Annotated in this window: 14 protein-coding genes; 3 read left to right on the forward strand and 11 right to left on the reverse strand. The window is 43.7% G+C overall.

Annotation, left to right across the window (positions count from 1 at the left end; translation table 11 throughout):
* Positions 1-19 precede the first annotated feature (19 nt).
* Positions 20-682 (reverse strand): L-serine ammonia-lyase, iron-sulfur-dependent subunit beta, encoded by a 663-nt coding sequence (sdaAB, locus tag K2225_RS02155; protein WP_220583278.1) that lies wholly within the window; start codon positions 680-682, stop codon positions 20-22.
* A 221-nt stretch (positions 683-903) separates the two neighbouring features.
* Between sdaAB and K2225_RS02160 the strand changes: the two genes are divergently transcribed.
* Positions 904-2,172, forward strand: a complete 1,269-nt coding sequence (locus K2225_RS02160; protein WP_220583279.1) for an NCS2 family permease — start codon at positions 904-906, stop codon at positions 2,170-2,172.
* Between the two features lie 83 nt (positions 2,173-2,255).
* Here K2225_RS02160 and K2225_RS02165 read toward each other — a convergent pair whose 3' ends face one another.
* Together K2225_RS02165 and K2225_RS02170 are read right to left on the reverse strand one after the other, a co-directional pair.
* Positions 2,256-2,642, reverse strand: coding sequence for a YuzC family spore coat inner layer protein (locus K2225_RS02165; protein ID WP_220583280.1), 387 nt, complete (start codon positions 2,640-2,642; stop codon positions 2,256-2,258).
* A gap of 464 nt (positions 2,643-3,106) precedes the next feature.
* Positions 3,107-3,556, reverse strand: coding sequence for an Hsp20/alpha crystallin family protein (locus tag K2225_RS02170; protein WP_220583281.1), 450 nt, complete (start codon positions 3,554-3,556; stop codon positions 3,107-3,109).
* A gap of 168 nt (positions 3,557-3,724) precedes the next feature.
* Between K2225_RS02170 and K2225_RS02175 the strand changes: the two genes are divergently transcribed.
* A complete protein-coding gene (locus tag K2225_RS02175; RefSeq protein ID WP_220583282.1) occupies positions 3,725-4,213 on the forward strand; it encodes a sulfite exporter TauE/SafE family protein in 489 nt (162 codons plus the stop codon).
* A 19-nt stretch (positions 4,214-4,232) separates the two neighbouring features.
* Here K2225_RS02175 and K2225_RS02180 read toward each other — a convergent pair whose 3' ends face one another.
* Positions 4,233-5,900: a DAK2 domain-containing protein gene (locus K2225_RS02180; RefSeq protein WP_220583283.1), complete on the reverse strand. Its 1,668-nt coding sequence runs from the start codon at positions 5,898-5,900 to the stop codon at positions 4,233-4,235.
* A 31-nt stretch (positions 5,901-5,931) separates the two neighbouring features.
* Positions 5,932-6,294 (reverse strand): Asp23/Gls24 family envelope stress response protein, encoded by a 363-nt coding sequence (locus tag K2225_RS02185; protein WP_220583284.1) that lies wholly within the window; start codon positions 6,292-6,294, stop codon positions 5,932-5,934.
* A gap of 242 nt (positions 6,295-6,536) precedes the next feature.
* On the opposite strand from K2225_RS02185, the gene rpmB reads away from it, so the two are divergent.
* The gene (rpmB, locus tag K2225_RS02190) at positions 6,537-6,725 is read left to right on the forward strand and encodes a 50S ribosomal protein L28 (RefSeq protein ID WP_035505437.1); all 189 of its coding nucleotides are present in this window, start codon (positions 6,537-6,539) and stop codon (positions 6,723-6,725) included.
* 145 nt (positions 6,726-6,870) lie between these two features.
* Here rpmB and spoVM read toward each other — a convergent pair whose 3' ends face one another.
* The 6 genes from spoVM to K2225_RS02220 all read right to left on the reverse strand — a co-directional run bounded on the left by spoVM (position 6,871) and on the right by K2225_RS02220 (position 12,386).
* Complete coding sequence (gene spoVM / locus K2225_RS02195; RefSeq protein WP_035505439.1) at positions 6,871-6,951, reverse strand: stage V sporulation protein SpoVM; 81 nt, start codon at positions 6,949-6,951, stop codon at positions 6,871-6,873.
* A gap of 48 nt (positions 6,952-6,999) precedes the next feature.
* On the reverse strand, positions 7,000-7,659 hold the full coding sequence (locus K2225_RS02200) for a thiamine diphosphokinase (protein ID WP_370632682.1): 660 nt from the start codon (positions 7,657-7,659) through the stop codon (positions 7,000-7,002).
* Between the two features lie 359 nt (positions 7,660-8,018).
* Positions 8,019-8,672 (reverse strand): ribulose-phosphate 3-epimerase, encoded by a 654-nt coding sequence (gene rpe / locus K2225_RS02205; protein ID WP_220583285.1) that lies wholly within the window; start codon positions 8,670-8,672, stop codon positions 8,019-8,021.
* 2 nt (positions 8,673-8,674) lie between these two features.
* Positions 8,675-9,556: a ribosome small subunit-dependent GTPase A gene (gene rsgA, locus K2225_RS02210; RefSeq protein ID WP_220583286.1), complete on the reverse strand. Its 882-nt coding sequence runs from the start codon at positions 9,554-9,556 to the stop codon at positions 8,675-8,677.
* Positions 9,557-9,567: 11 nt separating this feature from the next.
* On the reverse strand, positions 9,568-11,625 hold the full coding sequence (gene pknB / locus K2225_RS02215; RefSeq protein ID WP_220583287.1) for a Stk1 family PASTA domain-containing Ser/Thr kinase: 2,058 nt from the start codon (positions 11,623-11,625) through the stop codon (positions 9,568-9,570).
* Positions 11,625-12,386 carry a Stp1/IreP family PP2C-type Ser/Thr phosphatase gene (locus tag K2225_RS02220; RefSeq protein ID WP_220583288.1) on the reverse strand — a complete coding sequence of 254 codons (762 nt, stop codon included), beginning with the start codon at positions 12,384-12,386 and terminating at the stop codon, positions 11,625-11,627. Before K2225_RS02220 ends, pknB begins: the two co-directional genes overlap by 1 nt.
* Between the last annotated feature and the right edge of the window lie 52 nt (positions 12,387-12,438).

The raw sequence follows: 12,438 nt of genomic DNA on the forward strand, positions 1-12,438 counted from the left end.
TGAGCTCTCCTTTCTTTATTTAATCTGATATTTTAGCTACTTGTGTAATGTGATCCGCTCGTTCGAGTTCATCGAGAATCGCATCATCAATGTTCTGATCCACTTCGATGACCATCAAGGCTTGTTCCCCTTGCGCTTTACGGGACACTTCCATGCGTCCGATATTGATTTCGTTTTTCGCTAAAATGGCCGTTGCCGAGGCAATTGCACCATAACGGTCATTGTGAATAAGCAGAATCGCCGGGTGACTTCCAGATAAGCGGAGCTCAAAACCATTCAATTCCGTGACTTCCGCTTTTCCTCCCCCGATTGAGATTCCGACTAGCTCGAGCTCTCCATCATCATCACCAATTTTAACTCTTGCCGTGTTGGGATGATCCGTATGGGCATCCTCTTCGTGAAACCTTATCTTCATACCATTTTTCCGAGCTGTAACGAGTGATTGACTGATTCGTTCATCATACGTATCGTAATCTAGCAATCCACCAATGATGGCTACATCAGTGCCGTGACCTTTATATGTTTTCGCAAAGGATCCATACAAATGGATATGGGCGTATTTTGGTTCCCTGCCAAATAAATGGCGTGCGGCACGCCCAATTCTGGCCGCTCCTGCGGTGTGTGAACTGGATGGTCCAATCATGACGGGACCGATAATATCGAATACTGAACGATATTTCATGAAAATCACCTTCCCTTTTCATCTATATATAAAGAAAGAAAACGCTTTCTACTATATTATAATCCTTTTATATCTTAACACAAACTGTTGTTCTACACCTCATTTTTTACAAAAAGCGAACAAATCAGGTTGATAGATTGTTCATTTACGAGTAAAATAAACGTTTGTGGGTTACTCGGTAACCGGGCGGGAGAGGGATAAATTTCATAGAGGAGATTATAATGCTCAATCAGCATCATCAAAAAGTGAGCTGGAAGAAAGAAGGTTTGGCTGGATTGATCGGTTATTTCACGACCGTCTATATCGTGGCCGTGAACAGCCAAATCCTTCATAGTGCAGGTCTGCCGCTTGAAAGCGGAATGATCGCAACGATTCTTGCCAGCGCACTCGGCTGTTTGATCATGGCCATATACGCTAATGCGCCTATGGTTCTCATTCCAGGTATGGGTGTCAACGCGCTGTTTGCCTACTCCATCGTTGAAGGCACGGGACTAACTTTTCAAGAAGGGCTGGCTGTTGTATTCATAGCTTCCTTGATCTTTTTAATCACGGCCTTCACCAAACTTGGAGACTGGCTTAAACACGCAATTCCAGCTTCCTTGAAACATGCGATTACGGTTGGTCTTGGACTATTTTTGACGTTAATCGGATTAGAGAAAGGCGGCCTTGTTGTCAGAGGGGAACACTCTTTGATCACACTCGGCAACCCTTCTTCCGCAATCGTCATCACAAGTATCCTCACCTTGTTTATCGGGATTTTCCTTTTCACAAAAAATGTTCCCGGTAATTTCTTAGTGACAATGATTGCAGGTACCATCATCGCACATTTCACGGGAGTATTAGGAGAGCGGGGCGATTCCCTCGCTCTCAGCGAACAACCCTGGGTCTTTATGCCGGACTTCACAAGCGTGACCGAATTCGGATTCTGGATGGCTGTTTTCCCCCTTGCGATCGTTCTCATTTTTGAGAATATGGGTCTGATCCACGGACAATTGGATATGCTGGATCAACAAAGCAAATTCAAAAAGTCTTATCAGGCCTCTGCCTTTTCAGCATTAAGTACGGGATTCCTCGGTACATCACCGACGGTTTCTTCAGCTGAGAGTGCAGCTGTCATCGCATCCGGAGGTAAGTCAGGAAGAGCATCCCTCACAATGGCTGTCCTGTTTATTGGTACGATCTTTTTAATTCCTTGGATTTCCATGGTTCCATCTACCGCTATCGCACCGATCCTCATCATCGTCGGAGCGCTGATGGTACAGAACATTAAGGAAATTCCACTGGATCAATTATCCGAAGCGATGCCAGCCTTCCTGATTATCGTGATGATTCCATTCACCTACTCCATCGCTGATGGAATGGCTTTTGGATTCATCGCTTACCCGATCGTAAAGTTCGCCATCGGAAAACAAAGAGAACTAACTACGCCAGTCGTACTCATCGCCATGGTCTTTCTCATTGAATTTATCATGCGCTCGCTTGGTCATTAATTTAGCCGCAGCGCAATTATGCTCTGTACCTTTAATTGGCTAGAAAAAGCAAATAAACCCCGCACATTTAAGATGTGCGGGGTTTATTGTATTCTCCAGCGTAAAACAATGGTTAGCTGACAACATTCTACTTGTTGGTTGCTTGCAGACAAGTGGATTTTCATCTGGTCGGGATTATATTCCGCTTGAAAGGGAGAATCCACTCCAGTGCTTCGAATCAACTTGTTTACTCTTGATTGATCCGACTCTTGCGCAGCCCCCATTATATCATTGGCAAAATCATGAGAATTGCTGATTCTTCCCACTACTTTCCTGGCATCATCCATCAACTTCTCCATCTCTGAGGCAGACTGAACAAACATCTCCTCATCAACTTCCGGATACAATCGAATAGACCGACGTTGATGATCATGATAGTAAGCATATGGATATACGACAGGGACATAGCACGGAACCCAAACGACATACATACAAAAACCCCCCGGGCCCTCTAGAACTTATCCTCTTCTATAAACCATTATTAAATATATGTACCCCACATCATTTCAAAACATCATTTCAGAAGCTTCAAAAATTTCCTCACTTTCATGTAACGCTCCTTTCACTTTAAGAATCTGTTTCGAGACATTCATTAAAAGGATAGGGGCTGCGGGGAATAGCTCGCTTTCCGCGCAGCCCCACACGAAATCGGGTCGTTCGATGTCGGCACAGGACGTGCCGAACTTAATCGAACTTCCTCTATTCTTTTTACCTCCTCGGACTTCGTCCTGTGGGTTCTCACCCTGCACTTTTTTCCTCTTCGATATCCGATTTCGGCGCCTAGCGGCTAGTGAGACTTCCACATTCCTGCCATTTAGCTTACTCACACAATAATGAATAGACAATCATCTAAAAAGCGCCCATAACTTCTGGACGCTTTTTACTATGTGCGAGGTTATTGATCATCTACATCTATGACCTTGATTGTAGAGTTATGCTTTGGGAAGACAATCGTAAGAACGCCACCTTTAAAGGATGCACTGCTCGCTGTCTCTGCAACGGCAAATGGAAGAGTCACTACGCGTTCTCTTTGGCTTAATGAATGAGAACGGTTGTAATAATGAACCTCTTCATTCTTTACTTCTCGTAGTTGCTGTTCATCTACGCGGATTCGAAGCTGATTCCCAGATCGATCTATGCGTATTTGCTCACGCGACACATTAGGAAGGTAAGCTTCGACAGTGACGTCTCGATCTGTTTCGAACACTTCCACAGGGATTGTGGTCTGTTGAAAAAAGTCATGGACGTGCTTAATCGATTCGTCAAAGAACGAATCGAACGCCTTGACGATGTCACGAAAACTTTTGTCAAACAAATCCGGCAATTGTTTATGTTTATCATCCATACCTTTGCACCTCTTTTTGCATAAAGTCTGCCCTACACTTTATGCACGGCGCTCGGTTTGGTGAACATTTCATTGATGAATGAAAATCCTGGCCTGAAGTTACCGGCTGGATGTATCCTATACGTATGACAAAATCTCCAAACCTTTCACCATCTTCCCGCTTACGGAATGAACTTCCTGGTTGGAATAGAAGGAAGCTTTTCGGATAGTGTCAGCGGAGGGGGACGAGGGCCAGTGAATACTCCCGCACTTCTTTCTCAATCGGCAATCGCTCTCAGAAAAGTCATTGGAACGGTGGATACGAGCGAATTTCCAAAAACGTTTTCAGCAACGGCTGGTTTCTTCATCTCTTTAGGGCATCAGTCATTCAGCTGGCTGCTCATTGCATCTTTCGTTATAGGTGGTGTTATAGCAGCACCCATCGCCACCTGGCGTGTCAAAATCCTCCCTTCTTCTATTCTGGGAGTATTAGCTGGTGGGTTTATTATCCCCACCAATGCAAGGACTTTACTATCTTCTATCCAAGCCAGCGATGAAATCCTAACATTTGTGTACACTTCTCTGATTTCCGGGTATCTCTTGATTGTTATTTTTCCGCTTAGAAATTACCTTCGATTTAAGCTATTGGGGAAAGCAAGCAAAAAAACGCAGCCCTAAGGCTGCGTTTCTGCACAAATTATTCTATTGAGAAGATATAGGAATAAATCGGCTGTCCACCATTGTGGATTTCCACTTCCAAATCTTCATACGTTTCTTCGATAAATGACTCAAGTTCTGCTACATCTTTTTCGTCGACTTCTTCACCGGTCAAGATAGTCAGAATTTCATCTTCATCTTCGTCGATCATCTGGTTCAACAACGTTTTAGCCGTCGTCAAAGCATTTTGATCGGTAGCGGAAATTTTACCATCGGCGATTCCCATGAAATGACCTTTGGAAATGTCCAACCCATCAATTTGCGTATCTCTGACGGCGTACGTAATTTGTCCTGTTTTCACTTCAGACATAAGACTCAGCATTTCGTCTTTATTGGCATCAAGATCCGCTTCCGGATTGAATCCAAGAAGGGCGCTCATCCCTTGAGGAATGGTTTTCGACGGAATAACAGCAACTTCTACATCCGCTATTTCTGCCGCTTGTTCAGCAGCCATGACGATATTCTTGTTATTCGGCAAGATGAGCACACGTTTTGCATGTGCTTCTTTAATCGCTTCTGAAAGATCTTGAGTACTTGGGTTCATGGTTTGACCACCCTGAATGACAACAGTAGCGCCAAGACTTTCAAACAGCTTCTTGATTCCGTCTCCCATGCTCACTGTTACAATTCCGTACTCCGCTTTTTCCGCTGACTTAGGCTTGGCCTTCTTTTTGTCCCCAACGATTGACGTATGCTGCTCACGCATATTCTCAATCTTCATGTTGATAAGACTACCGTATCTTTGCCCCAAGGTCATGGCTTCACCTGGATATTCCACGTGCACATGGACTTTGATCAAGTCTTCATCAGAAACGACAAGTAGAGAATCACCCATTTCACTTAGCTCATTACGGAAGGCTTCTTCATCATATGGATGTTCGGCAAGTTTATCTTCTTCAAATTTGACCATGAACTCTGTACAATAGCCAAATTCAATATCCTCCGTATTCATGAAATCCTGATTTAACTTGTGGTGTTCAGCATTGACCATGTCATCCATCGATACCGTTTCCTCAAGGTCAGGAAGTTCCTCCCCTTTTAAATTGGCCAGGAAACCTTCATAAATAGTGACGAGACCTTGTCCTCCACTGTCCACAACCCCTACTTCTTTCAATACAGGAAGCAGCTCAGGTGTGTGCTTCAAGGATTTTTTAGCAGCTTGAACGACTCCTTCGATGAACGGAATGAAGTCTTCCTCCTTTTCAGCAATCTCGACAGATGCTTCAGCAGCCTCCCTCGCTACAGTAAGAATGGTTCCTTCCACAGGCTTCATGACGGCTTTATATGCTGTTTTGGCCCCACCTTGAAGAGCGTCTGAAAAGTCCTTGGTTGTAATGACCTCTTTGTCTTCAATCGTCTTCGCAAAGCCACGGAAAATTTGGGAAAGAATAACCCCTGAGTTTCCACGTGCTCCCATTAAGAGACCTTTGGATAAAGATTGGGCCACTGTTCCTACATGATTCTGGTCCACGTTCCGAACTTCTTCAGCTCCAGAAGTCATGGACAGATTCATATTTGTCCCCGTATCTCCATCCGGTACAGGGAAAACATTCAAAGCATCAATCATCTGAGAGTTCTGCTTTAAATGATGAGCTCCTTGCAAGATCATTTCGGCAAGCGTCTTGCCGTCTAACTTTTGTAACGTCACACTTACTTCCTCCTTTGACTACAACCGCGATCTATTCGGTCGTCACACGAACTCCCTGAATGAAGATATTCACAGAATCCACGGACAAACCAACTGTTTTGTTTAGTGTGTATTTTACTTGTGATTGGACGTTGTGAGCGACTTCGGAAATCTTCGTACCGTAGCTCACTATAATGTACATGTCTATATGGAGGCGATCTTCTTCCTGTCTGACAACGACCCCTCTGGAAAAATTCTCTTTGCGGAGCATTTCAGATAAACCGTCACGGATCTGATTTTTAGATGCCATACCGACGATGCCGTAGCACTCAACAGCGGCTCCTCCAGCAATCGTTGAAATGACTTCATTGCTAATAGTAATATGACCATATTGGTTATTTAAATCAACAGACATATATAGATCCTCCTTTTAATCCTCTTCAATCCTACCCTATTATAACACAAAAATGTGATATGAATTTCTGTTCAATGGTAAGAAAATGACCTGGATATCCCTACTATACTGTGTAACAATTCATAAGTTCTGTCAAGAAAAAATTCTTGATATAATTCTGACTAGATTATTGCAAACACGTATTCTATATGATAAAGTTACTAAGTATCTGATGATTTATGTATGTAACAGGAGGGATTTTCATGGCACGCAGAAGTGTTCTATCTGGTAAAGGTACACGCTCAGGTAACCACCGTTCACACGCGATGAACGCTAATAAACGTAAATTCAAAGCTAATGTTCAAAAAGTTCGCATCCTTGTGGATGGCAAGCCTCAAAAAGTTTACGTAACAGCACGTGAACTTAAGTCCGGCAAAGTACAACGCGTATAATTGCTGACACAGAGCTTATAAGCTCACAAAAAAAGCACCCTTTCCGGGTGCTTTTTTTATTTGCTAAGATAAGTTAACGGGCGCTTTTGGTGCTCTCCGGAGCTCAGCCCATGTGTACTCCGGAGCTCTCCATTTTGATTTGGTCCTAATCTTTTTTAAATGTACTTATGACTGCGCGCACTAAACCCCCGACGAACCGTGGGAGTTTGATGGTATAAAATTTCAAAAGAGCCCCCTCCTCCTATATGAACTAATGCGAACTCCCTTATAACCCTCAAGTAGGCAAGTCTGTACTTCTTATTACTAAGAGTATGCCTGACTCAAATGAAAAAGTACCTGTATCTTCAATCAGTCGGTTCGAGATGCACAAGGTGGATCCAAATGGAAGATAAGCACGATCCAAAGGGTAGTAGAACCCTTCGAGGGTAATATCTGTTACTTCCAGCGTCACTGGCAAGAAAGAGACATATGGATAACATTCATCCGCTTCCATTTTATGCTCACCAGCTGAGACTAATTCCACCCGATTCTGTCGATCAATGATCGCACTTTTTACATTTTCCTCCATGAGGGGGTAAAGAAGCTGCATGTTCGCCTGAGAATGATCGATCCGACCACCGGTCACTCCGAATAATAGAATATGCCCTGCCTTTAAACGGAGTGCTTCATTTATTGCTAATTCCAAATCCGTTTCATCCTTTTCATCTGGATAAACTAGGACTTTTTTGGATTTCTTTTTTATTTCAACCAGTGATTTTTCTGATACAGAATCAAAATCTCCAATGGCAATGTCGGGGGCTATTCCCTGCTCGACGAGGACTTCTGCTCCTTGATCGGCCCCGATCCAAATGCATTCATCACATGCATACGCTTTTAAATCCGGTATGTATGATTTCGGTCCGCCACCGACAACAATAACTCTCTTCATATCCATAACATCCTCCCTGTACCTTTCACCATAAAAAAATCAATCCTTCACTATTCAGGATCAGCTGTTTGTGAAAGACCCAATTTCAAGATGTTTCGGGCTTCGTTTGCCATAATGAGATTCAGGAGTGGCCGGGAAGATACTCGCTTTCCTGTGGGGGAGCGCCGAGCTTCCTCGGAAAGCGAGTTATTCCCCGCAGCCCCCATCCACTCAACAAAAGTCTCGAAATCAAGTCTTTCACAATCCTGTTATATATTACAATAGGACGGTTTCTTCTATTGTAAAATGTAACTTATTTCTGAACTGGATGCCAATAAAAAAGCCAATAAAAAACTCAAAGGATCGGAGTCCTTTGAGTTTTTCATTTATTGTGCCGCTTGTCTAATTTCTTCAATCGCTTTTTTACGATCTACTTGGTTAAAGATGGCACTGCCAGCCACAAGCACATCCGCTCCAGCGTCTGTGCAAAGTTTAGCTGTATCAACTTTCACTCCACCATCTATTTCGATTTCGAAGGAAAGTCCTTCTTCTTCCCTCCACTGGGAGATTTGTTCAATTTTTGGTACGACCGACTGAATAAATGATTGCCCCCCAAATCCTGGGTTAACCGTCATCAATAGGACAAGATCGACATCCTGGAGAATCGGGCGAATGGCTTCCGCTGGAGTTGCTGGATTGATGACGACTCCTGCTTTTACCCCATGGCTTTTGATCAATTGAATTGTTCTATGGAGGTGTGGACATGCTTCCTGATGAACGGTGATGATATCAGATCCTGCTTTGGCAAAAGCTTCAATGTATTGGTCTGGATTTTCGATCATCAAATGGACATCAAGAGGCAGGTCGGTTACCGGACGAATGTGGTCCACAATTAGTGGGCCGATTGTAATATTAGGAACAAAATGTCCGTCCATGACGTCTACGTGGATATAATCCGCTCCTCCACGTTCGACATCCTTGATTTCTTCTCCAAGTTTTGAAAAATCAGAAGCTAGAATGGATGGTGCAATTTTTGTCATGTTCAATACCTCGGCTTTCTATTCTGTATTTCATTTAAAAATTGTAAATAATGCTCGTACCGTTGATCGGATATCTGCCCGTGATCTACGGCCTTTTTGACTGCGCACTTCGGTTCTTTGTTGTGCAAACAACCTCGAAATTTACAATCATTCTGTACTTCTACGAACTCTGGGAAACACTCAGGCAGTTGATCAAGTTCCAATTCGCCAAATTCCAATGAACTAAAACCAGGGGTATCTGCTACAAGCCCGTCTGCTATTTCATAAAGTTCTACGTGACGTGTTGTATGCTTCCCGCGGCCCAGACTCTCAGATATTTCATCAGTATCAATGGAGAGTCTAGGATCGATGGAATTAAGCAAGGAGGATTTGCCGACACCGGACTGACCGGCAATCACCGTTGTACGCCCAGCCAGGTGAGATTCAATTTGTTCCATAGCTTCTGTATCGTCTACAGCAGATAAAATAACTGGATAGCCGATTTTTTCATACAAGGATTTGTAGCTTTCCATCACTTCCATTTGTTGTTCATCCAATTGGTCCACTTTGGAAATGACAATAAAAGGCTCAATCCTCTTTTCTTCCACAAGGACGAGAAAGCGATCCAGTAATAAAGCATTGAAATCCGGGTGAACAGCAGAAGTGACGATTAACGCCTGATCAACATTCGATATTGGAGGCCTGACCAACTCATTCTTTCTGTTTTCAATGGATAAGATGTAACCTTCTTCTTTATTTTCCGCCTTGAATTCTACTAGATCACCAACTAAAGGGGTGACTTTCTTTTTACGGAAGTTGCCCCTTCCACGACATTGATAAATCTCCCCTTCACAAAGGACATAATAGAACCCGCTCAATGATTTAATAATTTTTCCTGCTGGCATCTTTTCACCTCTTAATACGGTACTTCCACTTCTTCTTGATAGACTTCTCCGTCCCTCATTACATAGTAGGTGGCTACTTCTCCCGGTTCAATGGTTAGTGTAATTTCAAACGTTTTCGTCTCGGTAATCGTTTCACTAATCACCGGTGTACTTCCGTCTCGATTAGCATCATTGACGTAAATCAATACTTCCTGACCCTCGGGTTCCGGCTGCTCTCCTTCTTGCTCGCCATCCCCTTGGCCTTCTTCCTCATTCGTTGCCGGTTCATACGGAACTTCAATAGAAACGGTTTCATCTCTAGGAGGCTTTGGCTCAGGCCCTTTAGAAATGACTAAGTTTACGGTAGACCCTTGCTCTACTTCTGTTTGAGCAGCAGGATCCTGTCTAATCACAATGCCTTCCCTTTCCTCTTCGGAAAATTGACGTGTCACTTCAAATTTCAAGTTATTTCTTTGGAGGTATTCTGTGGCAAACTTCTCATTCGCGTCCACTAAACTCGCAAGTTCAACTTTAGCCACTCCAGAACTAACCCGGAAGGTCACCGTGGTCTCATCTGGAATGACACTTGTACCAGGGCTTGGACTTACATGAGCAATTATTTCTCCTGCTGGTTGTTCCTCACTTGTTTGTTCAATTAAATCGATACCACTGTACCCCTTACTCTCCAACTCTTCTTTTACCTGTTCATAATCCTGCCCGGTATAATCAGGGAAATCCACGCGTTCTTTACCGTTGCTAAGATATACGGTTACCTCGGAACCTTCCTTCACTGTCATCCCAGCTTCAGGGTCTGTTTCAATGACATCGCCCTCTTCCACTTCATCGGAAAAACGCGTTTCTCGTTTCACAGTCAAGTTCAAGTCACTGAGTTCACTATAAGCCGCCTCATACTCTTCTCCTGCAAGATCAGGAATCTCCACATCCGCCGGCTGGATGATCCCAGGGATTGTAAATAATGCCACAAGTCCCCCGATCAATAACAAAAGAATAACTGTAAGGAACCAGGGCCACACTTTCCGCTTTTTCTTTTGTTTCTTCTCGTCAGCTTGAGGAGCTGAAGGAGGTGTCTCCTTATAGGTTTTAGTAGGCGATGCAGGCGTAGGGCTGACAGGCTTATGATCACTGGTATTGATGATCGTATCTTCTTCGGTTGAATTTCCGTATGCTTCATTTGTAATCACTGGGATGGCTTTGGTTTTTTCTTCATCACCATCATCGGGTAAAGTAAATACCGGTTCATTAGCGCGGTATGGTTCAAGAGAAGTTTCAATCTCATGCTCCATCTCCAATACCGATTCGTACCTATGAAAAGGATCTTTGGCCGTTGATTTCAAAACGATATTCTCAACACTTTGAGGCAGATCCGCATTCCATCTTTTCAAGGACGGTGTTTCATGCTGAAGATGCTTTAAAGCGATCGAGACAGGAGATTCTCCGGAAAAAGGGAGCCTGCCTGTCAGTAATTCGAAAAAAACAATACCGAGTGAATAGACGTCAGATTTTTTTGTTGCCATCCCGCCCCGCGCTTGTTCAGGCGATAGATAATGAACAGAACCAAGCACAGAGTTAGTCTGAGTCAAGGCCGTCGCACTGAGGGCCATGGCAATTCCGAAATCCGTTACTTTCACATGACCATAATGATCAATAAGAATGTTCTGCGGTTTAATATCCCTATGAACGATTCCATTATCATGCGCATGAGCGATTGCAGATGCAATCTGCCTCATAATATCCACCGCTTCAGACACATCGATTGGACTATGTTGTTGAATGTACTGCTTTAACGTCATTCCATCGACGTACTCCATCACCATAAAATAAATGTCGTCTTCCTCTCCGACATCGTAAATGTTGACGATATTTGGATGAGAAAGACTCGTAGCTGATTGTGCCTCTCTATGAAAGCGAGCAATAAACTCCTCATCATTTCCATGTTCGAGTCGCAGTACTTTAATGGCGACATCCCTGTCCAGAATCGTGTCATGAGCAAGGTAGACATTCGCCATACCGCCGCCACCGATCATCTCTTGTACACGATAACGGTCATTAAGGAGACGGTTATTCAACATTATTCCGCACCTTCTTTCTGGTCGGAAGAAGGATGATGATGGACGACTGCAAGCGTAATATTATCTTCCCCTCCACGCTCATTCGCAAGATCGATCATCTGCTTCGTAAATGACGACCATTCCCCTTCAAATGTTTTCAATTCACTTAATTCCTCATCACTAACCTTATTGGTTAAGCCATCTGTGCACAATAGAAGGCGGTCATCCTCCTCGAATTCCATTGTTTTCACATCGGCTGTCAATTCAAATTCTGTCCCAAGCGCTTTTAACAATACATTTTTCCTGGGATGGTGCTCGGCCTGTTCTTCGGTAATCTGTCCGGAACGCACAAGTTCGTTCACGAGGGAATGGTCCTCTGTGATCACTTTAAAGCCGTAAGCATTAGCAAAATAACAGCGGCTGTCTCCAATATGACCGATCGTCGCAAATTCATTTGTACACAACGCTACGACAACTGTCGTTCCCATGCCTGCGCATTCTTCATGTTCATTGGCATAGGCTTTGATTTCATTGTTCGCAGAGAGGACCGCTTCTTTGATCCAATTTTCAGCTTGATCAGGAGTATCAATGAGCTTGGCTTCCTGCCATTTTTTATGTAAGTGTGAGGTCGTCATCTGACTGGCAATATCACCGGCCTGATGCCCCCCCATTCCGTCTGCTACGATGGCAAGGACCTGGCCTGCATCGTTTTTAAAAACCCCGCCGGCATCCTCATTATGAATTCTGACTTTCCCTTGATCTGTTTCGTAATAACCTATCATGGTCTCACCTGCCTCATATTTATAACTTAGACTAAACATGGGTGTTCATTCT

Origin of the sequence: Halobacillus sp. Nhm2S1 (assembly GCF_019599545.1) — a bacterium.
Classification (GTDB): Bacteria; Bacillota; Bacilli; order Bacillales; family Halobacillaceae; genus Halobacillus.